General features: G+C 40.6%; 21 protein-coding genes and 1 pseudogene. 11 read left to right on the plus strand and 11 right to left on the minus strand.

Annotation, left to right across the window (positions count from 1 at the left end):
• Window positions 1–6 precede the first annotated feature (6 nt).
• The 3 genes from estB to rubA all read right to left on the minus strand — a co-directional run bounded on the left by estB (window position 7) and on the right by rubA (window position 2,424).
• Window positions 7–951: an esterase EstB gene (estB, locus tag LZZ98_RS00720; RefSeq protein WP_237786231.1), complete on the minus strand. Its 945-nt coding sequence runs from the start codon at window positions 949–951 to the stop codon at window positions 7–9.
• A gap of 56 nt (window positions 952–1,007) precedes the next feature.
• Window positions 1,008–2,186 carry an NAD(P)/FAD-dependent oxidoreductase gene (locus tag LZZ98_RS00725; RefSeq protein ID WP_237786232.1) on the minus strand — a complete coding sequence of 393 codons (1,179 nt, stop codon included), beginning with the start codon at window positions 2,184–2,186 and terminating at the stop codon, window positions 1,008–1,010.
• A 73-nt stretch (window positions 2,187–2,259) separates the two neighbouring features.
• Window positions 2,260–2,424 (minus strand): rubredoxin RubA, encoded by a 165-nt coding sequence (gene rubA / locus LZZ98_RS00730; protein WP_005179369.1) that lies wholly within the window; start codon window positions 2,422–2,424, stop codon window positions 2,260–2,262.
• A gap of 524 nt (window positions 2,425–2,948) precedes the next feature.
• On the opposite strand from rubA, the gene LZZ98_RS00735 reads away from it, so the two are divergent.
• The gene (locus LZZ98_RS00735; RefSeq protein ID WP_086176209.1) at window positions 2,949–3,491 is read left to right on the plus strand and encodes an adenine phosphoribosyltransferase; all 543 of its coding nucleotides are present in this window, start codon (window positions 2,949–2,951) and stop codon (window positions 3,489–3,491) included.
• 42 nt (window positions 3,492–3,533) lie between these two features.
• Here the strand turns inward: LZZ98_RS00735 and LZZ98_RS00740 are convergent, their stop codons facing one another.
• Entirely contained in the window at window positions 3,534–4,040 is a 507-nt protein-coding gene (locus LZZ98_RS00740) for a YqiA/YcfP family alpha/beta fold hydrolase (RefSeq protein ID WP_237786233.1), read from the minus strand.
• 355 nt (window positions 4,041–4,395) lie between these two features.
• Here LZZ98_RS00740 and LZZ98_RS00745 point away from each other — a divergent pair.
• The 3 genes and pseudogenes from LZZ98_RS00745 (at window position 4,396) to LZZ98_RS00755 (ending at window position 8,023) form a co-directional block, all read left to right on the plus strand.
• Window positions 4,396–4,775, plus strand: a pseudogene (locus LZZ98_RS00745) (SRPBCC family protein).
• A 137-nt stretch (window positions 4,776–4,912) separates the two neighbouring features.
• Complete coding sequence (gene lysS, locus LZZ98_RS00750; protein ID WP_237786234.1) at window positions 4,913–6,442, plus strand: lysine--tRNA ligase; 1,530 nt, start codon at window positions 4,913–4,915, stop codon at window positions 6,440–6,442.
• A gap of 135 nt (window positions 6,443–6,577) precedes the next feature.
• Window positions 6,578–8,023, plus strand: coding sequence for a capsule assembly Wzi family protein (locus LZZ98_RS00755; RefSeq protein WP_237786235.1), 1,446 nt, complete (start codon window positions 6,578–6,580; stop codon window positions 8,021–8,023).
• Window positions 8,024–8,427: 404 nt separating this feature from the next.
• Here LZZ98_RS00755 and trpS read toward each other — a convergent pair whose 3' ends face one another.
• Window positions 8,428–9,441, minus strand: a complete 1,014-nt coding sequence (gene trpS / locus LZZ98_RS00760; protein ID WP_237786236.1) for a tryptophan--tRNA ligase — start codon at window positions 9,439–9,441, stop codon at window positions 8,428–8,430.
• Window positions 9,442–9,640: 199 nt separating this feature from the next.
• Between trpS and LZZ98_RS00765 the strand changes: the two genes are divergently transcribed.
• Both LZZ98_RS00765 and ypfJ read left to right on the plus strand, forming a co-directional pair.
• Window positions 9,641–10,567: a DUF808 domain-containing protein gene (locus tag LZZ98_RS00765; protein ID WP_237786237.1), complete on the plus strand. Its 927-nt coding sequence runs from the start codon at window positions 9,641–9,643 to the stop codon at window positions 10,565–10,567.
• Window positions 10,568–10,616: 49 nt separating this feature from the next.
• Window positions 10,617–11,522, plus strand: a complete 906-nt coding sequence (ypfJ, locus tag LZZ98_RS00770; RefSeq protein WP_237786238.1) for a KPN_02809 family neutral zinc metallopeptidase — start codon at window positions 10,617–10,619, stop codon at window positions 11,520–11,522.
• 57 nt (window positions 11,523–11,579) lie between these two features.
• Here ypfJ and LZZ98_RS00775 read toward each other — a convergent pair whose 3' ends face one another.
• The gene (locus tag LZZ98_RS00775; RefSeq protein WP_237786239.1) at window positions 11,580–12,137 is read right to left on the minus strand and encodes a hypothetical protein; all 558 of its coding nucleotides are present in this window, start codon (window positions 12,135–12,137) and stop codon (window positions 11,580–11,582) included.
• Between the two features lie 235 nt (window positions 12,138–12,372).
• On the opposite strand from LZZ98_RS00775, the gene LZZ98_RS00780 reads away from it, so the two are divergent.
• On the plus strand, window positions 12,373–13,872 hold the full coding sequence (locus LZZ98_RS00780; RefSeq protein ID WP_086176202.1) for a cation:proton antiporter: 1,500 nt from the start codon (window positions 12,373–12,375) through the stop codon (window positions 13,870–13,872).
• A 204-nt stretch (window positions 13,873–14,076) separates the two neighbouring features.
• On the plus strand, window positions 14,077–14,415 hold the full coding sequence (locus tag LZZ98_RS00785) for an MGMT family protein (protein WP_237786240.1): 339 nt from the start codon (window positions 14,077–14,079) through the stop codon (window positions 14,413–14,415).
• Window positions 14,416–14,476: 61 nt separating this feature from the next.
• On the opposite strand, the gene LZZ98_RS00790 is transcribed toward LZZ98_RS00785, so the two are convergent.
• Window positions 14,477–14,917 (minus strand): universal stress protein, encoded by a 441-nt coding sequence (locus LZZ98_RS00790; protein ID WP_086176199.1) that lies wholly within the window; start codon window positions 14,915–14,917, stop codon window positions 14,477–14,479.
• A 320-nt stretch (window positions 14,918–15,237) separates the two neighbouring features.
• Here LZZ98_RS00790 and LZZ98_RS15545 point away from each other — a divergent pair, with 320 nt between their 5' ends.
• Window positions 15,238–15,783, plus strand: coding sequence for a P-loop NTPase fold protein (locus tag LZZ98_RS15545; RefSeq protein ID WP_330848182.1), 546 nt, complete (start codon window positions 15,238–15,240; stop codon window positions 15,781–15,783).
• 25 nt (window positions 15,784–15,808) lie between these two features.
• Entirely contained in the window at window positions 15,809–16,663 is an 855-nt protein-coding gene (locus tag LZZ98_RS15550) for a KAP family P-loop NTPase fold protein (RefSeq protein WP_330848183.1), read from the plus strand.
• Between the two features lie 4 nt (window positions 16,664–16,667).
• Here the strand turns inward: LZZ98_RS15550 and LZZ98_RS00800 are convergent, their stop codons facing one another.
• A complete protein-coding gene (locus LZZ98_RS00800) occupies window positions 16,668–17,288 on the minus strand; it encodes a CatB-related O-acetyltransferase (protein ID WP_237786241.1) in 621 nt (206 codons plus the stop codon).
• A 116-nt stretch (window positions 17,289–17,404) separates the two neighbouring features.
• Complete coding sequence (locus LZZ98_RS00805; RefSeq protein WP_237786242.1) at window positions 17,405–17,794, minus strand: RidA family protein; 390 nt, start codon at window positions 17,792–17,794, stop codon at window positions 17,405–17,407.
• A gap of 139 nt (window positions 17,795–17,933) precedes the next feature.
• On the opposite strand from LZZ98_RS00805, the gene LZZ98_RS00810 reads away from it, so the two are divergent.
• Window positions 17,934–18,521: a TetR/AcrR family transcriptional regulator gene (locus LZZ98_RS00810; protein WP_237786243.1), complete on the plus strand. Its 588-nt coding sequence runs from the start codon at window positions 17,934–17,936 to the stop codon at window positions 18,519–18,521.
• An 81-nt stretch (window positions 18,522–18,602) separates the two neighbouring features.
• Here the strand turns inward: LZZ98_RS00810 and greA are convergent, their stop codons facing one another.
• Window positions 18,603–19,079 carry a transcription elongation factor GreA gene (greA, locus tag LZZ98_RS00815; RefSeq protein ID WP_237786244.1) on the minus strand — a complete coding sequence of 159 codons (477 nt, stop codon included), beginning with the start codon at window positions 19,077–19,079 and terminating at the stop codon, window positions 18,603–18,605.
• Window positions 19,080–19,182: 103 nt separating this feature from the next.
• A complete protein-coding gene (gene carB / locus LZZ98_RS00820; protein WP_237786245.1) occupies window positions 19,183–22,413 on the minus strand; it encodes a carbamoyl-phosphate synthase large subunit in 3,231 nt (1,076 codons plus the stop codon).
• Window position 22,414: the final 1 nt, after the last annotated feature.

A 22,414-nucleotide genomic window follows, 5' to 3' on the forward strand; every position in this document is an offset into this window, starting at 1 on the left:
AGTGTCCTAATGTTTTGATTTAAAGTGATCAGCAAATAATCCGCTCAGATATGGAATAAAATGCGGTGGGATATCATGCCCCATTCCATCAATTAATTCAAATTTCGCATCAGTAATTGCCTTTGCAACTGCTTTGCCATGACTCGGTGGCAGTAAACGATCACGAGAGCCATGTACCACCAGGGTAGGTTGCTGAATTTGCTTACTCAATTGTAGCAAAGAACCTGTACATAATATTGCTAAAAACTGTTGAAGTACACCCGCTGGGTAATAACTTCGTTGATATAATTTGCGCGCAGTCTGAATAATTTCCAGTTGGTTGATATATCCAGGGGAACCAATAATGTTAAATACTTTTACGCTATGATTCACAATGCCTTCTTCGTCAGTCGATTCAGGTCTGCCAATCAGGCTAAACAGCTGTTTGGGAAAAGGCGGCGGTAACAGCGGTTGGTTGTTACTGGTAAACATCAGGCCCAGATTACTGACTTTCTGCGGATGTTTGGCTGCCAGAATCTGTGCAATCATGCCGCCCATGGAAGCGCCAATCACAGAGACTTGTTCCAGTCCCAAACGATCAATCAGTAGCGCGGCATCTTCTGCCATATCATATAAGTTATAAGGTGCACCCTGATTTTCCAGACCTAAGACAAAACGACCCATCAATTTCAAGGTGTTGAGTCGTGGTCCTGAATGACGGATTTTAGAAGATAGTCCAATATCCCGATTATCAAAACGAATCACCCGATAACCCTGATCAATCAGTGATTTGCAGAAAAAATCAGGCCAAAACAACATTTGCGCACCTAAACCCATAATCAGCATAATTGCCGGATGTTCAGGATTTCCCCCCATTTCAACATGCAGTTCAACACCATTGCCCAGATTGACTCTGGTTTCATGCATAAATGAAGTATAGGGAGAGCCGGTAAAATTGAGTGCGCTATTCATTGTTGTTTTCCTAAAAAAGGACATTTTGCTGAAAAAATGTCCTTGGTATTAAAACCTTAAACCGCAGCAGGAATCAAGTCAGGAACTTGCTTGGTCAAAGCTAAACGCTGTTTTGCTGCAGTCGCGCCCAATAAGACAAAACCACGCAAGGTGTTTTGACTGTCCAAGGCTTTGGCAATCATGCCATCTTCAAGTTCTTCAGTTTCCCAGGTGACTTCAACGTCTACAGGTGCAGGAAGTACCGTCAGGGGAGCCGCAGGCGTTTTTACCGCAACTGGCATGGCTGGATAGTGAACATGGGTTTTTTCACCGTTCAAGGTTTTCGCTAAAGCGCGTGCTTGCTGCATGATGGGCATAACATAAGGCAGCAGCAAACCATTCACTTCAGCACAGTCGCCAATCGCATAGATATCAGGCTGACTGGTTTCCAGATGACTATTGGTCAAAATGCCGCGGCTGCAATGAATATCCGCAGTTTTTGCCAATTCCAGACTCGGGTGTAAACCAATCGCAGAAAGTACAATATCGGCAATTACCGAATGACCATTGGCTAATGTAATTTGATAATCGCCATTTTCAACTTTCAGTACTTTTTCAACGGTAGTACCCAATTCAAAGTGAATACCAATATCTTCAAGTTTTTCCTGGAAGGATGTTGCAACATAGCCTGGCAATAAGCGACCCAAGGGCAGGGGTGCCAAATCAATCACGATCACTTTGTGGTCGGTATTTTGCAGGTCATTGGCAAATTCGCAGCCAATCAGACCGGCACCCAGAATCACCACACGTTTGTCGTGATGTTGATCCAGATTCTTACGGAATGCTTTGTAGTCATCTAAATTGTTGACCACATGAATGTCATTACTGCCATCACCTGCAATGGCTACGCGAACCGGATGAGCACCCACTGCAAGAACCAGCTTGGCATAAGGCTGAATACTTTGTTGGCCATCTTTTTCTACAATAAGCTGATGTTGTACCGGTTGGATTGCTTTCACCCAGGTATTGGTTTCAATACGCATATTCAGTTGCGTTGCCATTTTAGCTGCATCGCCCAAGGCAATTTGCTCAGGTGCCTTGTTGCCCACTAAGGCATTTGAAAGCGTCGGTTTGGCATAGTTTACCGCATCATCTGCACAGATCATGACCAGCTCATGCTTGGGATTAAGCTTGCGAAATTCACGTGCTGCGGTATAGCCGGCCATACCAGAACCAATGATGACGATAGGATGCATATTATTCTCCAGACTGTTTTTCTTTAATAAGACGTAAAAAAAGACCATTCACTATGGTCTTTAGTATCAATAATTAGATTTCTACCATTTCAAAATCAACTTTTGATACACCACAGTCTGGGCAAGTCCAGTCATCCGGAATATCTTCCCATTTTGTACCCGCGACAATGCCATCTTGTGGCCAACCTTCAGCTTCGTCATAAATCCATCCACAAACGATGCATTGATATTTCTTCATTTGACTCTCCAAAACACTGACTTTTCAAAAATATGCCGTCAGTAAAATTTTATATACAGCATGAACCGATTGATATGACTTTCGATGTACATATTCAAGCAAATTTTTACGCAGTTCTATTGCTAATGTAAAGCGAATATCGGAGTTTAAGGGCAGAATTTGAAAGCAGAATTGCTGAGGAGGACAAAACTTGTCTTTAAAATAAGGAAATAAGCGTGAGTTTAGCAATATAAGTCATTCATCCAGATCAATATATGGCTAAATGAGGGCTGTGCAGCGGAGTTTGTGCAAAGTGAAGGGATTAGTCTTTTTAGACTAAGGTCGTGCAGAAAAAAAATACTGTATTTGTTATTATATTATTGAATAAATCTATACCTATTATTTATTTAAAAAATTAACTCAATAAATCAGTAGGTTATAATTTTGTGATTATTTTTATTATGGCTTAAAAGTAAGCGCTGACTGGTCATAGGCCTAATAAAGCGTTAAAATTCATATATTCTCTTTTAAAATACTTTTCTCCCATGAGCAATCTGTCTACAACTTTGTGGTCTAACATTCGTACTGTTCAGGATTTCCCTAAACCAGGTATTTGTTTTTATGACTTGACTCCATTATTTATGGGAAACATTGAGTTATTAACTGATGCTTTAGTTGCCAGTATTCCTGCTGAAAAATTGGCAGAAGTCGACAGTTTTGTCGCGGTTGAAGCACGCGGTTTTGTACTTGCAAGTTTATTGGCGCAACGTTTGGGTAAAGGTTTATTGCTGGTTCGTAAAGCAGGAAAATTACCACCACCAGTGGTTGGCGTTGGTTATAGCCTGGAATATGGCATGGACCGTCTGGAAATGTCGGCTGATGTCCAAGCGCAAAAAATCATTATTGTGGATGATGTATTAGCCACTGGCGGTACGCTAAAAGCAGTCAAACAGTTAGTGAATAAATGCAAGCATGAAGTTTTAGGGGCAAGTGTTTTTCTGGATTTGCCAGATTTGCATAATGACCTGGGCTTAGATATTTGGTCGGTATTAGATGAAAAATCGCAGCCGGAACAAGCTGTTGCTTAATTAAGCGGATGTAAAAAAAGCCTTGGTTATTCCAAGGCTTTTTTATTTTTTCAGAAAATATGTCTGCATATGCTGAAGCAGACCATTGATATTTTCTGGACTGGCTAAACGATGGTGTCCACCTTCGACCGCCTGAACCTGCATATAAGGTTCAAGTTGCTGTTGTACAGCATACATATCCAGTTCTTCATCACCTAATTCCAGATAGGCAATTTGCGCAATATCGTGTTCCAGATCATCTTCATTAATAGGTGGATAATCGGCACGAAAATCTGGACTTAGGTTGGGATTGGCGATAATTGCTGGAATTTTATATAGAGCTGACATTTTAAGCGCCCAGTAAGCGCCCAAGCTATGACCAACCAGGATTTCAGGTTGAATTTTGGCAATAATTTCCCGGTAAAAATTAGCGACGGTTTGAAAATTCAGGTTACGATAATCTACGTCGATACAATATTTATGATCGGCGTTAATAGCATGGAATCTGGCTGATTCACGCGAAGAATCGAGTCCATGCAAAAATAGGATTTTTAAAGGGCATGTCGTCATTTTTTTAGTTCATACTTTCTTTATTCACAAAGATAGACACAGTCGAATAGATTACTTTTCAACTATTTTTCTTGAATCTATTGTAAGGGACTTGGCTGAACAAAGAAGTTAGCTTTTGGTCTAAGGTGTATTTCAGATCAATCTAATAAATTCAATTACAAAATAAATTTTTTATTAAAAATAAATACTTAGAGTTGTTAATTGTTCAACTCAGTATTCAATAACAAAATGTAGCTATGATGTAAAAAATGGTTTTTCTACTTTCATGGACAGCATGTTTTAGAGAGTTGGCCACTCTATGGAAACATTAAATTATGCAATTTTAATTGCAGCCATCCCTTAAAAAGTACGGCAGGTGCTATGGAACCCAGATAACTATAGCCAATGAACCTATTATTTTTGCCCAGTTCCAGCATTCATTCGGATTGGAAGGTGAATGGTAAAACACTATTTCTGGATGCTGACAGGAATGGCATGGTGTCTACCATTGAGCAGATGGAGGAATTTAAAGCATTGATCTTTAAAGATTTAGGTGTGCTTCGAGAGGGTGTTGAAGATTTAGACGGTGCAGAAGTTAAAAAATGGAGCGGGAGTTTGGAAAAGTATTTTCTGGAATATTTACACGGAAAAACCAGATTGAGGGTGGAACTGGAAAGTCCTAGAGAATATAGGGAAATGATGGGTAACGGATTTAAGAAGGGCTTTGAGATTGTTAAACAATTAGCAGAAGCTTAAAAATGTGCCTCAAAATATAAGTGAAAGGAAGTGTTTTTAGCAAATCAATGCTTTTGAGTGGCAATAAGTCATTCGAAATTTATACTAAATCTGCTATGCTATGCAACTTCCGTTTTTTACACATATTCGAGGCAGAGATGACGCAACATAACGCTCAATCGACTTCTGAACAACACATTTCCGAAAACGATTTAATTGCACAGCGTCATGCCAAGTTAAAGCATATTGAAGAACATGCTCAGGAAAAGGGAACTAGCCCTTGGCCAAACACCTTTAAGCGCGAAGATTACGCTCAAGATTTACAAGTACAATTTGCTGATAAGTCTAAAGAAGAAATTGAAGCTGGCGAGCAGGTTCATGTCAAAGTAGCGGGTCGCGTGATGCTGAACCGTGGTTCATTCATCGTGATTCAAGACATGACTGGACGTATTCAGCTTTATGTTGCACGTAAAGAACTTGCACCTGAAGTACTGGAAACCATCAAGAGCCTGGACCTGGGTGATATTATTGCCGTTGAAGGTTATATTGGTCGTTCAGGTAAGGGTGATCTGTATGTTCATATTGAACATTTTGAACTGTTGACCAAATCTTTACGTCCACTTCCAGACAAATTCCACGGTTTAAACGATACCGAAGTTAAATACCGTAAACGTTATTTAGACTTAATCGTAAACGAAGAAACACGTAAAACTTTTGAAATTCGTGCCAAAGTAGTTGCAGGGATTCGTAACTATTTAATTAATGAGCGCTTCATGGAAGTGGAAACGCCGATGATGCATGTGATTCCAGGTGGTGCATCTGCGCGTCCATTTGAAACCCATCACAATGCTCTGGATATGCCATTGTTCTTGCGTATTGCACCTGAGCTTTACTTGAAACGCCTGGTGGTGGGTGGTTTTGAACGTGTATTCGAAATTAACCGTAACTTCCGTAATGAAGGTGTTTCAACACGTCATAACCCGGAATTCACCATGATTGAATTCTATCAAGCTTATGCAGACTATAAAGACTTGATGGAACTCACTGAAAAAATGCTTGAGAAATTGGCCATCGACATCTTGGGTTCTACCGATGTTCCTTATGGCGAAGAAGTGTATAGCTTCAAAGGTCCATTCAAGAAAATTTCAATGTTTGATGCCATTCTTGAACATAACCCGCAATTCACTCCAGAAAATGTATCTGACCGTGAATTCCTGGCGAAATTCATTCAGGAAGAACTGAAAGAACAAGTGAAACCTGGTTTTGGCTTGGGTAAACTTCAAACCATCGTATTTGAAGAAACTGTTGAAACGAAGCTTCGTCAACCAACCTTCATTACCGAATACCCAGCGGAAACTTCTCCATTGGCTCGTCGTAATGATACCAATCCGCATATCACTGACCGTTTTGAATTCTTCATTGGTGGTCGTGAATTGGCGAACGGTTTCTCTGAGTTGAATGACCCGATTGACCAAGCTGAACGTTTCCAGGCACAGGTTGCTGAAAAAGACGCGGGTGATGATGAAGCGATGCATTTTGATGCTGACTTCATTGAAGCACTTGAATATGGTCTTCCTCCAACAGCAGGTCAAGGTATTGGTATCGACCGTCTGGTGATGCTATTTGCCAATGCACCAAGTATCCGTGACGTGATTTTATTCCCACATATGCGTCATAAACATGCATAAATTGTGAATGAAAAGAACCCGCTTAAGTGCGGGTTTTTTTATAGATAATTACAACAATAATAAATTTGATCATTGCAAAAAATGCTTAAAGTAAATAAGGTACTTGTATAATTAAGTCATCAGAATGTAAAGCTAATGTTCGCGAAAAAAACACTATTTGTAACGACGCTGATAAGTGCATCTTCTAGCATTTTTGCTCAAGGTTTGATTTTAAATGATGAGAATTTGAGAACGGATTTGAACTGGCTGAATCAGCAGGGTGTGGTTCAAATTAGTACATCAACTTGGCCAATGAGCGGGGATGAAATTCAACGTGTGCTTGCCTCAGCCAAGGTTGTCAATAAGACCCAGCAGAAAGTGATTGATTCCGTTCAAGCTGCGTTAAAAGCAGATAATAATAAGTTAAAAGCGGGCCTATATGCTGAATCTGATGCAAAGAATATTCCTCAAAATTTTGCTGATAAAACAAAATCGCAATTTCAGGCTGCTTTGGAGTTTAATGCCGGCGGTGACAACTGGGATGCAAAAATTCGTGTTAATGCAGAACAAGATCAACAAATTAATAATGATCAAGACGTCAATGTAGAGGGTTCATACATTGCCGGAAAATTATGGAATCAATGGCTGATTGCGGGTCAAATACCGACCTATTGGGGGCCAGGACAGGATGGCAGTCTAATCCGTGGTGATGCAAGTCGTCCGGTGTATGGTTTTACCGCACAGCGTGCAGAACAGAAAGCATTTGAAAATAAATGGCTGTCTTGGGTGGGTCCGTGGCAATATCAAGCTTTTGCAGGTCAGCTCGATCACTATACTGCGGTGCCAGATGCCAAGTTAGTCGGGTTGCGATTAACGGCTCAACCCTTAGCATATTTTGAACTGGGGGCTTCGCGTGCAATTCAGTGGGGGGGGGAAGGACGTCCTGAAAGTCTAAGCTCGCTTTGGGATGCTTTTGTTGGCAATAAAGATAATGGGGGAACCGGTGAGCCCGATCCTTCTAACCAAATTGCCGGGTTTGATGCACGTTTGAATTTACAGCCACTGCTCTCTATCCCTATGAGTGTATATGGCCAGTATGTGGGTGAAGATGAAGCAGGTGGTTTACCCTCCAAAAAAATGTATCTAGCTGGTGTGGATTACTCTTCTAGTTTTAGAAATATGCCTTATCAACTCTATACGGAATGGGCAGATACACGTACCAATGGCGATGCACTTGGGATCTCTTATAATCATTCTACCTATAAGGATGGTTATTACCAGCATGGTTTCCCACTAGGTCATGCGATGGGTGGAGATGGTGAAATGATCTCTGCTGGCGGAAGTATTCGTTTTGACCTCATGAATCGCTTGAATGGTCGAGTTTTGCTGGCAAAAGTAAATCAGTCTGCACGATTGACCAATGTGGCTTTTCCTGAAAAAGATGAAATTAAAGCTTTAGATTTAACTTGGTCACATTACCTTAAACCGGATATCCCATTAAAAATCAATGGTTGGGTCAGTGATTCTGATGTGAAGGGTAGTGATGGTGGTGCATCTATTGGAATTGAATTCCCGCTGGATAAACATCTTTTTAGTTACTAAATTTTTTAAATCATCAAGTTTTTGAGCCATGAATATAAAACTCTCGCCAAGTCGAGGGCTTTATATTTTTAATTGTGATGCAATGTTGATCAAACAAGCAATATTTATAAATAGTTGAGTCTTTCAGACTATACATATTTCAGGCAAAAAAATACGCAATGATTGGGGTGATCATCGCGTAGAACAACGAATCTGTTTGCACAGTTCGGTTAAGGAGAATGTTAGAACTAGGGGTAGCTCTAAGCATTGAAGAAATCATAAAATGAATGGTGAGTCATTTCATGAGGCTTTCAGTTAAGTTGTGTTAATTCAGGTTAATAACCATAGGTTAGCGCGATTAATTGCTCATTTTTTGACTATAAAAAAGCCCTTGATGAAACAAGGGCTTTTTTATTTATAAGGGTTTAGAAATGGAACACACCCAAACCTGATTTGATTTCATCCAGGGTTTGCTGAGTAATGTCACGGCATTTATCAGTACCGGTTTTCAGAATGTCCATGATGTAGTCTGGATCTTTCTGTAATTCCATACGACGTTCACGAATAGGGCCGATCAGTTCTTTTAAAATGCCTTCAAGACGTTTTTTCACCGTCCCATCGCCTAAACCGCCACGACGATAATGTGCTTTTAACTCTTCAAGCTCTGCTTTATTGGTATCGAAGGCATCTAAGTAAGTAAATACCACATTACCTTCAACCTGACCTGGATCTTCGATACGAAGATGATTTGGATCGGTATACATGGCATTGACTGCTTTTTTGATATCTTTATCAGACGCATCCAGCACAATGGTATTGCCTAGTGATTTAGACATTTTAGCCTTACCATCAAAACCAGGTAAACGGCTGACATTGGAAAGCAGCGCTTTACATTCAGGCAAAATCTCATGACCAATCTGACGGTTCAAACGACGCACGATTTCGTTGGTCTGTTCGATCATTGGAATCTGGTCTTCGCCTACTGGCACTACGGTTGCTTTAAATGCAGTAATATCGGCTGCTTGTGCCACAGGGTAGCAAAGGAAACCTGCCGGAATATCCCGTTCAAAACCGCGCATCTGAATTTCAGATTTAATGGTCGGGTTGCGTTCTAAACGTGACACCGTGACGAAGTTTAAATACAGCATGGTCAGTTCATTCAAAGCTGGTAAGCATGACTGAACACAGATGGTAGTCTTGGTCGGGTCAATGCCCACCGCCAAATAATCCGTTGCTACTTCAATAATATTGCGGCGTACTTTTTCAAAGTTATCGGCGTTATCAGTTAAAGCTTGGGCATCAGCAAGAAGAAGATGTTGATGATGAGAATCCTGTAATCCTACACGTGAACGTAAAGAACCTACAAAATGACCTAAGTGAAGTTGTCCGGTTGGGCGGTCGCCAGTCAAAATAACAGGACGATTGTCTTGATTACTCATTATCTCTCTATTCCAAAGTAGTTATTAGCACTACACGTATATGCTGATGAATGGCCTTATTGTACGGCATAATGTTTTTGAATGGCAGGCACTATAAAAACAGATCATTGAAAAAATAAGAACAATTTAATGATGTTGATACAGTTTTTTTAAATATTTATCTTTAAAATACAGAATAGAAATTTTAGGGATAACAAGAATGGCGAGTAGTTTATTAATATTATTAGATGATATTGCAACTGTTTTAGACGACGTTGCTGTCATGAGCAAAATGGCTGCAAAAAAAACTGCAGGCGTATTGGGCGATGATCTGGCACTCAATGCCCAACAAGTCAGTGGTGTGCGTGCTGAGCGTGAACTTCCTGTAGTTTGGGGTGTTGCCAAAGGCTCTTTTGTTAATAAGCTCATTCTTGTGCCTTTGGCCTTGTTGATTAGTGTGGTTGCGCCTTGGTTAATCAATCCCTTATTGATGATTGGCGGTTTGTTTCTATGTTATGAAGGTGTGGAAAAGGTTCTGCATAGTCTTAAACATAAAAAAGCCACAACTGAAGAAGCGGCTGAAGCCGAGTTAACAGCAATCGAAACTGATTTAGCCACATTTGAAAAAGAAAAAATTAAAGGTGCAATTCGTACCGACTTTATTTTATCTGCTGAAATTGTGGTGATTTCATTGGGTACAGTAGCAACTGCTGCTTTTGCTACTAAAGTCATGGTGCTTTCAGCCATTGCCGTTGTCATGACGGTGGGTGTTTATGGCTTTGTCGCCATGATTGTCAAAATAGATGATCTGGGATTGTATTTAGCCGAGCAGGCATCGAGTTTCAAACAAACTGTGGGACGTGGTTTACTGGCTTTTGCACCCAAACTGATGAAAACTTTGACTATTGTGGGAACCATTGCCATGTTCCTGGTTGGTGGCGGGATTATTACCCATACCATTCCATGGTTTCATCATTTTACCGAAGATTCGGTAGATTATGTGCAGCACATGCCCACAGTAGGCAATATTATTGGTGCCGTAACGCCGACTTTAATTAATCTGGCAATTGGTTTTGTCGCCGGATTATTGGTCTTAATCGTGATTGCAATGATTCAGAAGATGAAGCCGAAATCAAAGCAGGCATAATCCAAAGGCTGGCTAAATAAGCTGAAAGCAAACTAGAAGGAATATCACTATGCGCTGGAAAGGACGTCGTATCAGTACCAATGTGGAAGACCGTCGTGGTGGAGCCGGAGCTAAAGCAGGTGGTATTAGTATTTTAGGGCTTATAGTTGCATTTGTGGCCTGGAAGTTTTTTGGGGTCGATCCGCAGCAAGCTTATCAAGCCACCAAGCAGGTGACTTCACAATCGCAACCGGCTGAAACCAAGGGACTGGATAATCCAACGCCGGAGCAGCAGGAAGCCATGGATTTCGTTGGTACAGTATTGGCGGATACTGAAGATACTTGGACTCAAGTGTTCCAGCAGCAATTGAATACCCAGTATGTTCCTCCTAAACTGGTGATGTTTAGCGGTGTGGTTAATTCCGGCTGCGGTACGGCGCAATCTGCAATGGGACCTTTCTATTGCCCATCCGATCAGAAAGTGTATATCGATACCACTTTCTTTAAAGATATGCGTCAGCAAATGGGTATTTCCGGTGAGCAAAACACCACCGAACTTTCACGCCAGGACCAGGCTGGAGATTTTGCTCAAGCCTATGTGGTGGCACATGAAGTCGGACATCATCTTCAGACCTTGTTGGGCATTTCAGCGCAAGTGCAAAAAGCCCGTGCCCAGTCGAGTGAAGTACAAGGCAATCAGCTTTCTGTACGTCAGGAATTACAGGCAGACTGTTTTGCCGGGATTTGGGCGCATCACAACCAGCAACGTACTCAGTTCCTGGAGCAGGGGGATATTGAAGAAGCCATGGATGCAGCGCATAAAATTGGTGACGACTATTTGCAGAAACGTGCGACTGGACAGGTGGTTCCTGACAGCTTTACCCATGGCAGCAGTCAGCAGCGCATGAAATGGTTTCAAACCGGTTTGAAGTCAGGAAATATCAACGATTGCGATACTTTCAACCAAGCCATTTGAACAGCTTAAATGCCAGGCTAAGATTGAAAAAGAGGATTTTAAAATCCTCTTTTTTATTTAACCATGGATAAATTTTTTAAAGTTTCGAATAATTCGAATCGACACATAAAGTGCTGCGCATGCAAACAACGCAATGCTTAACAGGCTGTATTTTAAACTTGAAATATCAGCCTGATAGAATTGCTGTATTTGTGGTTTGGAATAAGACCATTGTTGCTGCTTTTGAGTGCGACTATCTTGATAACTGACCTGCTGAATATAATGCTGCTGACCAATTTTTAATAACTCTAATTGCTTGATTTGCCGGGTATGCTGCTGGTTATAGGCATCGGTACAAATATCTTGCAGATAATGCTCACAGCTGAGTTTGGCAATATAACCATTATTGGCGATGACAATATAAATCGCCTGATCTGGTCGTTGATTGTTTGAGACCAGAACCAATTGTTCGCTAGGTGTAGATTTGAGTGAAATCTGCTTGGCTTGCTGGAACTGTTGATCTGCATTTAGAATTTCTTGGCTTTTTGAAAAAATACTCAAAAATAAAGCCACAGTAATCAGAAAAATTACTCCTGCAAAAAAAAGCCGAAATAGGGTTTTAACTGTTTGATGCATGAATAAATTCAACTTAAGGTAGAAATTAAGAAAAGGCTGGCTACACGAAATGTGCGGATCTCAGGCTATGTTAAATGATTGCCAAAAATATGTAAAAAAACTTAACTATTTTGTATGCCATAGCAAAAAATGGTTAAACTGATTCGGTTAATAAATGTTATTTAATTAAATATTTACATGGAAATGTTGGGATGCGTTCGCTTTATTTCAATGAATCGCTCGAATTGGAACTTTAATGGGAAATTTCTTTTTTCTTCAAGTCTTTACAGTTATTTTTGCGCTTTCAATTGCAACGACTATTTTTAATAAGCGTATTTTAGGTTTCCCTCAGGCGATTGGTGTACCCATTGTTTCGGCAATTTTTGTCTTTATTTTACAGTGGGGTGCCAGCCTGCTCAGTGGCAACCAGTTTATAACCATTAATATTCATAATATTGAAGAAGCGGTTCGTCATATTGATTTTTATGACTTTTTAATTAATGGGGTGATTTGTTTTATCCTGACATCTTCCGCTTTGAAATTTAAAGTTTCAGATTTAAAAAGTCACTGGAAGCCGATCAGCATCTTGGCCAGTATTGCACTGGTGCTGTGTGCAGTGTTTTTTGGTGTCACCTTATATGGCTATCAATTTCTGATTGGCAAGCATGTCGATTTACTGGTGCTGTTACTGTTAGGTGCTGCCTTGGGTGCAACTGACCCGATTGGGGTAAAAGGGGTGTTAAGTTCGGTACGTGCACCGCATCATCTGATTGTAAAGCTGGAAGGCGAATCACTGTTTAATGATGCCATGTGTATTGCCGTATTTATGACCTTGTTAAATGTATTGCAAGGTGAACACTTTACCATTATTGGCACTTTGGAAACCTTGCTCTATGAGATTGTGGTTGCGATCATCATTGGTTGGGGCTTTGGTCTGGGGATTTTAAGATTACTGCGTGGCAAGCACGAAATGGAATCTTTAATTCTCACAACAGCGCTGTTGGCTTGCGGTTCCTATCTAGTGGCCTTATTTGCTCATGCATCGGCACCTATTGCCTGTGTTATTGGTGGCTTGGTAGTAGGCAACAAATGGAAAGAGATTTTACAGGAACGTGAAATCCGCGAGGTCAATCATTTCTGGCATACCGTTGAAGGCATCATCAATTCATTCTTATTTACCCTGATTGGCCTTGAACTCTTTATTCTGGATTTAAGTATTAGCTTGATTCTGGGCGGTATCGTCGCATTCTTTATTCTGCATGCTTCACGCTTTGCCGCAAACTATTTGTCATTCGCATTTTTCCCGAACTTTAGAAATAAAAGCTATAATGGAAGTCTGGCAATTCTGTCATGGGGTGGGGTACGTGGCGGCATCTCATTAGCATTGATACTTGCCGTGGCGAATGTTCCACGACTAACTGAATACAGCAGTATTTTAATTGGCTATACCTTTATTTCGGTACTGCTTTCAGGCTTGGTCTGCGGACTCGGTTTGCCTGCGGTCATGAATGCCTTTTATTACAATCCGAATGAAGAAACTACGGGTTTTAAAGGCTGGTATCAACGCATGTGCCATAAAATGAATAAGAAAGGCTTCCAGTACATTGTCGGTGAAGATGCCAATGGCAATGAAACCATTACCGTTTACAACCCGGATGCGTTAATTGATGAGAAAGCCGAAGATGGTGTAGCAGTGATGCATAACCCAGAGAAGGTACAGGTAGTGAAACGTCTGGAAAGCCCAGATAATTTCTAATCATCGTAAGTAAAAAAGCCCCTTAGCGGGCTTTCTTATATTTTATTTCTTGTGAATGCTAGAGTAGAGAGATATCAATGATCTATGGGATATTCTTAGAGATGAGCCATCTTGATGATGAGTTGGAAGTCTTTTAAAGCGACCAGCTTGAATGCAAAAATCACGAAATCTCAAGGTTTAATAAGGATGATTTAAGGACAATATATGCCTCAACATTCCAACACGTCCAGTGATGAATTGGCACGGCAAATCCTGCAAGTGGTGGCTTTAATTCCCTACGGCAAAGTCGCTTGCTATGGACAGATTGCCAACATGGCGGGCTTACCTAAACATGCACGTTTAGTGGGTTATATTTTAAAGCATCTGGATTCAGAAGCGGAAATTCCCTGGCATAGGGTCATCAATGTTCAAGGAAAAATTAGCCTAAGCAAATTGAATGATCAGGGAGAAAATATCCAGCGATTAAAGTTATTGGCAGAAGGGGTAATGGTGATTGGAGATAAAATTAATTTAAAACAATATCAGTGGATGAATGCTTTATAAAAAATGTGTGTGAATCAAGCTTTTCCCACCTTTAGCAAAAGATGGGAAAGCCCATGGCCTATTATTGACGGACAATCAGTACCGGAACATGCGATTCGCTTAGCAGACTTTGTGCAACACTGCCCAAGAACAATTTTTTCAGACCTGTACGGCCATGTGATCCAATAACAATCAGATCGGCATGGGTTTCGTTAGCTGCATTGACAATTTCACGATGAATTACTTGTCCTTCAATAAGTTTGGTTTCAACTTCAAGACCTTGTTCATGGAATTTTGCTTTTGCTGCCTCAAGAGATTCTACAATCGCCGTACGAGCACGTTCAATCAAGTCATTGGTTTGATTGGCAGAAATATATTCTGCTGCAATATAGGGATCCAGCGCTAACACTTGAACTACAGTGACTTTACTGCCGAATGCTTTAGCAAATTCAATTGCTTTTGTTACAGCTGCATAAGCTGTTTCTGAACCGTCAACAGGTACTAAAATATTTTGATAAGCCATGTGTATTTCTCCTTATAATCCTTACTAGAAACAGATGCTTTAACCCTATGAATTTCTGTACATGGAACTGTTTGAAATTTGATACTAGGCGTTTTAAAATAAAACAAAACCTAGTAATTTCATAGGGATAATTAAATCCGCTAAATTTTTTTGTAATTTAATCTAACATGGATTGGATGGAAAATTAGTGGGTTTAAAACTAAAGTATGATGAAATTGTAAGCAGATTTTTTATTTGTAACTATGTGTAAAAATACCTGTGAACTGTTGCTTAGAATTGTCTTATTATAGATTTATTAACCTATTGATAATGAAATAGAAATGAATGAACATAATCAGCTCAATTGGGCAAAAGATAATTTTGAAAATATTACTGAAGCATGGAAAGGAGATCTGTGGGATCGCCGTCGTTTAGGGATTCAACTCACAAATTATGTAGATCGTTTGCAGTGTGGTGCTGTATTGGCATTGGATGCACGTTGGGGTGAAGGAAAAACATGGTTTGTACGTCATTGGGCTAAACATTTAGATGATTCAAATCATAATGTGATTTATTTGGATGCATTTGCAAATGATTATTTAGATGATCCATTTTTGACAATTGCAGCAGAGATTAGTCAAGCTTTTAAAGACTCCAATGAAATCGGTGCTGAAGAGATTGAAGACTTTAATTCAAAGACAGCTTCAGTATTAATTTCTTTAGCTTCGATTATTCCTATGATTGCTGCTCGTGCAGGCTTACATATGATTGGTTTAGGTGCTTTAGGTGAAGCTGCTCAGCAAACTTATAAGGAGGGGAAAGAACTATATGATTTATCAAGCGACCAAATTACAGAAAAAGTAAAAAAAAATAGAGGAGAAAATTAATAATCATCATATTGAGAAAGAAACGATTCAAGACTTTAAAAATGAATTAGCTAAACTCGCTGAAAAATTAGATAAACCTTTGGTATTTATAATTGATGAGCTAGATCGTTGCCGACCAGATTTTGCGATTCGTTTAATTGAGCGGATTAAACATTTTTTCGATATCCCGAAAATTGTATTTGTTTTAGTTATGAATAAGCCTCAACTATTACAATCAGTCAAAAATTTTTATGGTTATGATTCTGAGATGAATGGTGATTATCTCGAAAAGTTTGTAGATTTCACGATTCATATGTCTAGTGAAAGTGATACTTATGATTTTGAAGAGGTAATAAAACATCAGTTATTTAGGATTGGTGAGTTGAATTCTCTCGATGACAGAAGTGAATTGTTTTATTGGTTATTAGGATTACAGCTTGATAAAAAGCTAAATAGTAGAGAATTGATAAAAAATCTGAATAAATATGCTTTGTTGCGAACATCAAGTCAAAAGAAAAATTTAATTTTAATTAGTTTGATAATGGGACAGGAACCTTATGTAAATTATCATATTTTTATCAATTCAGTCGTTAAAAAAATAAATGAATATTTATGTACTGATAAACGCCGTTTTATGCAAAAACATAATTTGAGTACATGGGGTTCTAATGGAATTAGTGATATTCGAGAATCAGAGTGGTTTAGATTGATTTTGGAGAAGGACTGGGAGATTACAGATACATTTATTGATAAGCTTCTTGTTGCATATGAGAGTACTAAGAAGAGTAATGATCCTGAATATCAATTGATTAGTATATTGAAAGATGTATCAATTTCTGAACTGGATCATTCAAATAATTTTATTAAAGATTGGCAGTCATACATAGATAAAGGGCTTTAATCTATTATAGATTAAAATATTGAACTAATTTATCAATATCATCCGTCTGTACCTGCTCACGCATCTTTAAAAACTGCTTTTCATCCATGTCATATAGCTTGAGGGAAAATAGTTTTTCTATATCAGCTTCGGAAAAACGGAATTTAATAATTTTTGCGGGTACGCCACCGACAACAGCATAAGGTGGTACATCTTTGGTAACGACAGCACCTGTTGCCACAACTGCACCTTCACCCAGCTTAACGCCTTGCATAATCATGGCACGAGAGCCAATCCAGCAGCCATCACCAATCACTGTGTTGCCAGCAGGAACAAAACTGCGTGTATCAAATGGAAACGCTGAAATCCAGTCGGTACGGTGCAGTTGATTACCACCCATCATAATCACGCATTCTGCGCCAAAACAGACAAAGTTGCCGATATAAAGCTGGTCTATGGGTTTCTCAGGTGTCGCTGGCTTATCATGCAGATAACGCACCACACAACGTTCAAAACCTTGATCCCAATAAGCCGAGTAATAGCTGTAATTACCTTTGATATGAATATTCGGATTCTTCACCGTTTTCGCGATGAATTCGAACTCGCACCAGTGCTTTACAGGGGAATTAATCAACTTTTCAGCCATAACCGGGATACAACAATAAGGAATGCGCCATTATACCGAATTGATCTTTAAGCTGGCGAACAATCCAATTCAACAAATGAGCTGATTTTGAAAGCAAGTTTTTACATTGCCTGAGATCATTGAGGTATACGTGCAACCACTTTGATTTCAAAGTCAAAACCAGCCAGCCATGTCACGCCAATAGCTGTCCAATTTGGATAAGGTTTTTGCGTAAACACCTGATTTTTAACTTTCATAATAGTTTCAAATTGCTGTTCAGGATCGGTATGAAAAGTGGTGACATCGACAATATCATCGAAAGTACAACCTGCCGCTGCTAATGTAGCAGCCAAGTTTTTAAAAGCCTGTTCTACCTGTTTCTCGAAGTCCGGTTCAGGGCTACCATCTTCACGGCTACCGACCTGACCCGATACAAAGAGTAAATCTTCTGATTTGATCGCAGCAGAGTAACCATGTTGTTCATATAAAGTATGGCGATCTTGCGGAAATATTGCAGTTCTAGTCATGACTATTCTCACTCAATGTCTAATTTAAAAAATATTTTAAAAGTGGCTTAGGTTTTTACATACGTTTCGTATGTAAACATAATTGACATACGAGACGTATGTCAATTAAAATTTGTATATTGATGAGGTAATTAAATTAATGTCTGTTCGTGAACTAAAAATGGCGGAAACCCGTAAAAAACTCATAGAAGTGGCACGTCGCGCATTTGCTGAATATGGTTATGCGGATACTTCAATGGATAAACTCACCGCAGAAGCAGGGCTGACCCGTGGCGCGCTGTACCATCATTTTGGCGATAAACGTGGTTTATTTGCTGCTGTGGTCGATCAAATTGATTCAGAAATGGCTGAATATGCCGGGCAACATCTGGGGCAACCTCAGGATTTATGGGAAGGTCTAATGCTGGAAGGGCGCACCTATATTGAGAATGCCTTGAATCCTGAATTTCAGCGTATTGTGCTACGCGATGGACCTGCGGTACTGGGTGATCCGGCGCATTGGCCAAGTCAAAACAAATGCTTGCAGTCTACCCGTGAGTGCGTTGGACAGTTGTTGGCGATAAACCGGATTAAAACTGTAGATTCAGAAGCGGCTGCCGTATTTTTAAATGGGGCAGCCATGAATGCTGCATTATGGGTGGCTTCCAGCGAACATCCTGAGCAGGTATTACCAGAAGCCTTACATGCCTTTCAGCTCTTTGCGTCAGGATTCTTAAAGGAAGGATAGAGTAGGGTTATTTATAATCAATTGTCTGAATATAAAAACCCCTCATTAGGAGGGGTTTTTACAGCCTAAAATATCTAAGACTTAGAGATATTCAACTTTCACAATTTCGTATTCAACTTCGCCTTGCGGAGTAACGATTTTCACTTCGTCGCCTTCGTTTTTGCCCAACAGGCCACGTGCGATCGGAGAGTTTACTGAGATCTTGTTGATCTTAAAGTCTGCTTCGTCATCGCCAACAATTTTATAGGTCTTTTGTTCTTCAGTGTCGATATTTTCAATCGTTATCGTTACACCAAAAACTACACGGCCATTTTGCTCAAGTGTTTTTACATCAATTTCTTGAGCTGCGCCCAATTTGCCTTCGATGTCTTGAATACGGCCTTCACAGAAACCTTGCTGCTCACGCGCAGCATGATATTCAGCGTTTTCTTTCAAATCCCCATGTTCACGTGCTTCAGCAATTGCTGCAATGATACGTGGACGGTCAACACTTTTAAGTTGCTGTAATTCTTTCTCTAGGGCAATTTTGCCTTCGGGAGTCATAGGATAACGTTGCATTGTTGTCCCTCATATTTGTAAAAAGTAAAAATCAGTAAAGCTACTGATTTATAAATGAAAAAAGCCCGCCACCGAGAGGTGACGGGACTTCTCGGTAACTTAATTAACCTTTAGTAAGGTCTTGCAAGCGGTATACGTCCATTGGCAACTTAATTGCTAAGGCTTGGCATACAGCATCGGCACCGTTCAAGGTAGTTGTGTAATACACTTTGCCTTGAAGTGCAGAGCGACGGATCGAGAATGAATCTTCTTGAGCCTGTTTGCCTTCAGTCGTATTGATAATGAGCTGAACTTCGCCATTTTTCAAGCGGTCCACGATATTAGGACGGCCTTCTGTGACTTTGTTCACACGTTCACATGCAATACCAGCTTCTTTAATGACATCATAAGTACCGCCAGTAGCGATCACTTTGAAGCCAAGATCAGTTAACTGTTTAGCAATCCCCACTGCACGAGGTTTATCTGAGTGACGTACAGACAAGAATGCGTGTTTTACTTCACCTTCGGTTGGAAGACCAGGTAAACGATCGTTAGAGCCTAACACAGCTTTATAGAACGCTTCACCAAATGTTTTACCAACACCCATCACTTCGCCTGTAGATTTCATTTCAGGGCCAAGAATTGGGTCAACGCCAGGGAACTTGTTGAATGGGAACACAGCTTCTTTTACAGAGAAATGTTCAGGAATAATCTCTGTAGTGAAGCCTTGCGACACAAGAGATTGACCAGCCATACAACGCGCAGCAACTTTCGCTAAAGATTCGCCGATACATTTAGAAACGAACGGAACCGTACGTGATGCACGTGGGTTCACTTCCAAGATGTATACGTCAGTACCTTTCACAGCAAACTGTACGTTCATCAAACCGATTACGCCAAGCTCTTTCGCCATTGCAACTGTTTGACGACGCATTTCGTCCTGAACTTCTTTAGATAAAGAATAAGGAGGAATAGAACATGCAGAGTCACCTGAGTGAATACCGGCTTGTTCGATGTGCTGCATAATACCGCCAATCACAACGTCTTTACCGTCAGATACGCAGTCCACGTCAACTTCGATTGCATCGTCAAGGAAGCGATCAAGAAGAACAGGCGCTTCGTTTGATGCTTGAACCGCATCACGTAGGTAGCGTTTCAATTCGTCATCGTTGTAAACGATTTCCATCGCACGACCACCAAGTACATACGAGGGACGTACTACAAGTGGGTAGCCTACTTTAGACGCTTCAGCCATACCTTCTTCAGCAGATTTTACGATGCTGTTGTTTGGTTGACGAAGTTGCAGACGTTGAATCATTTGCTGGAAACGTTCACGGTCTTCTGCGCGGTCAATTGCATCAGGAGATGTACCGATAATTGGCGCACCCGCTTCTTCTAAAGCACGAGCCAGTTTAAGCGGAGTTTGACCACCGTACTGAACGATAATGCCTTTAGGCTTCTCTAAACGTACAATTTCAAGTACATCTTCAAGGGTAATCGGTTCGAAGTACAAACGATCTGAAGTGTCATAGTCGGTAGAAACAGTTTCAGGGTTACAGTTCACCATGATTGTTTCATAACCGTCTTCACGCATTGCAAGGGCAGCGTGTACACAGCAGTAATCGAATTCGATCCCTTGACCAATACGGTTAGGACCGCCACCGATCACCATGATCTTATCTTTAGCAGACGGATTCGCTTCACATTCTTCATCGTAAGTTGAGTACATGTAAGCTGTGTCAGATTCGAACTCTGCCGCACATGTATCAACACGTTTGTAAACTGGGTAAACGCCCAAGTTCCAACGTTGTTTACGGAATTGTTTTTGTGAAATGCCCATCAAACCAGCGATGCGAAGGTCAGATAAACCTTTGCGTTTAAATGCACGAATATTGTCAGCATTTAAATCGCCAAAACCTAAAGATTTGATTTGTTCTTCAGTTTTGATGATGTCTTCGATTTGAATCAGGAACCACTTGTCGATGTTGGTTGCAGCAAATACTTCGTCTAATGTGAAACCGTGACGGAATGCATCAGCAACATACCAAATACGCTCTGGACCTGGAACTTTAAGTTCAACCAAAATCTTGTCTTTCGCGCCTTCAGTACCTACAGCGATTTTTTCGTCAAAACCGCAAGCACCCACTTCAAGACCACGAAGTGCTTTTTGCACTGATTCCTGGAAATTACGGCCAATCGCCATCACTTCACCCACAGATTTCATCTGAGTTGTAAGCGTTGCGTCAGCTTGCGGGAATTTTTCGAAGTTGAAACGAGGAATCTTGGTTACAACGTAGTCAATTGCAGGTTCGAAAGATGCAGGAGTCGTACCGCCAGTGATGTCATTTTTCAATTCATCAAGCGTGTAACCAACTGCCAGTTTCGCAGCAATTTTCGCAATAGGGAAACCCGTTGCTTTAGATGCAAGCGCAGATGAACGAGATACACGCGGGTTCATCTCGATCACAACCATACGGCCGTCTTTCGGGTTAATACCGAACTGAACGTTTGAACCGCCAGTTTCAACACCAATTTCACGAAGTACAGCTAAAGAAGCGTTACGTAGTAATTGGAATTCCTTGTCAGTCAATGTTTGCGCAGGAGCTACAGTGATTGAGTCACCTGTATGCACGCCCATTGGGTCAAAGTTTTCAATAGTACATACAATGATACAGTTGTCATTTTTGTCACGAACAACTTCCATCTCGTACTCTTTCCAACCAATTAGAGATTCATCGATCAATAATTGTTTAGTCGGAGAAAGATCGAAACCGCGTTCACAGATTTCAATGAATTCCTCGCGGTTGTAAGCGATACCGCCGCCTGAACCACCCATGGTGAATGAAGGACGGATAATTACAGGGAAACCGAAGCGTGCTTGAATTGCCAAAGCTTCTTCCATTGACTCGGCAATGTCAGCTTTTGGACATTCAAGACCAATTTTACGCATCGCGATGTCGAAGAGTTTACGGTCTTCAGCTTTCTCGATTGCTTCTTTAGTCGCACCGATCAATTCAACATTGTATTTTGCAAGAATGCCATGCTCATCAAGGGCAAGGGCACAGTTCAATGCTGTTTGACCACCCATTGTAGGAAGAACAGCATCTGGGCGTTCTTTCTCAATGATTGCAGCAACAGTTTGCCAAGTAATCGGTTCGATATACGTCGCATCTGCCATTGCAGGGTCAGTCATAATGGTCGCTGGGTTAGAGTTGACCAAAATAACGCGGTAGCCTTCTTCACGAAGTGCTTTACACGCTTGCGCGCCAGAATAGTCAAACTCACAAGCCTGACCAATCACAATTGGACCAGCACCGATAATTAAGATGCTTTTAATGTCTGTACGTTTAGCCATG

This window comes from Acinetobacter sp. SM34, assembly GCF_022012365.1.
Taxonomy (GTDB): Bacteria; Pseudomonadota; Gammaproteobacteria; order Pseudomonadales; family Moraxellaceae; genus Acinetobacter.

Bases quoted from the DNA above. Each gene is read 5' to 3' on its own strand.
- greA (WP_237786244.1), bottom strand. From the start codon at position 19,079: ATGCAACGTTATCCTATGACTCCCGAAGGCAAAATTGCCCTAGAGAAA.
- rubA (WP_005179369.1), bottom strand. From the start codon at position 2,424: ATGAAGAAATATCAATGCATCGTTTGTGGATGGATTTATGACGAAGCT.
- LZZ98_RS00810 (WP_237786243.1), top strand. From the start codon at position 17,934: ATGTCTGTTCGTGAACTAAAAATGGCGGAAACCCGTAAAAAACTCATA.
- LZZ98_RS00780 (WP_086176202.1), top strand. From the start codon at position 12,373: ATGGGAAATTTCTTTTTTCTTCAAGTCTTTACAGTTATTTTTGCGCTT.
- LZZ98_RS00755 (WP_237786235.1), top strand. From the start codon at position 6,578: ATGTTCGCGAAAAAAACACTATTTGTAACGACGCTGATAAGTGCATCT.
- LZZ98_RS00785 (WP_237786240.1), top strand. From the start codon at position 14,077: ATGCCTCAACATTCCAACACGTCCAGTGATGAATTGGCACGGCAAATC.
- LZZ98_RS00765 (WP_237786237.1), top strand. From the start codon at position 9,641: ATGGCGAGTAGTTTATTAATATTATTAGATGATATTGCAACTGTTTTA.
- LZZ98_RS00725 (WP_237786232.1), bottom strand. From the start codon at position 2,186: ATGCATCCTATCGTCATCATTGGTTCTGGTATGGCCGGCTATACCGCA.
- LZZ98_RS00790 (WP_086176199.1), bottom strand. From the start codon at position 14,917: ATGGCTTATCAAAATATTTTAGTACCTGTTGACGGTTCAGAAACAGCT.
- LZZ98_RS15545 (WP_330848182.1), top strand. From the start codon at position 15,238: ATGAATGAACATAATCAGCTCAATTGGGCAAAAGATAATTTTGAAAAT.
- LZZ98_RS00775 (WP_237786239.1), bottom strand. From the start codon at position 12,137: ATGCATCAAACAGTTAAAACCCTATTTCGGCTTTTTTTTGCAGGAGTA.
- LZZ98_RS00735 (WP_086176209.1), top strand. From the start codon at position 2,949: ATGAGCAATCTGTCTACAACTTTGTGGTCTAACATTCGTACTGTTCAG.
- ypfJ (WP_237786238.1), top strand. From the start codon at position 10,617: ATGCGCTGGAAAGGACGTCGTATCAGTACCAATGTGGAAGACCGTCGT.
- carB (WP_237786245.1), bottom strand. From the start codon at position 22,413: ATGGCTAAACGTACAGACATTAAAAGCATCTTAATTATCGGTGCTGGT.
- lysS (WP_237786234.1), top strand. From the start codon at position 4,913: ATGACGCAACATAACGCTCAATCGACTTCTGAACAACACATTTCCGAA.
- LZZ98_RS00740 (WP_237786233.1), bottom strand. From the start codon at position 4,040: ATGACGACATGCCCTTTAAAAATCCTATTTTTGCATGGACTCGATTCT.
- LZZ98_RS00805 (WP_237786242.1), bottom strand. From the start codon at position 17,794: ATGACTAGAACTGCAATATTTCCGCAAGATCGCCATACTTTATATGAA.
- LZZ98_RS00800 (WP_237786241.1), bottom strand. From the start codon at position 17,288: ATGGCTGAAAAGTTGATTAATTCCCCTGTAAAGCACTGGTGCGAGTTC.
- estB (WP_237786231.1), bottom strand. From the start codon at position 951: ATGAATAGCGCACTCAATTTTACCGGCTCTCCCTATACTTCATTTATG.
- trpS (WP_237786236.1), bottom strand. From the start codon at position 9,441: ATGAGTAATCAAGACAATCGTCCTGTTATTTTGACTGGCGACCGCCCA.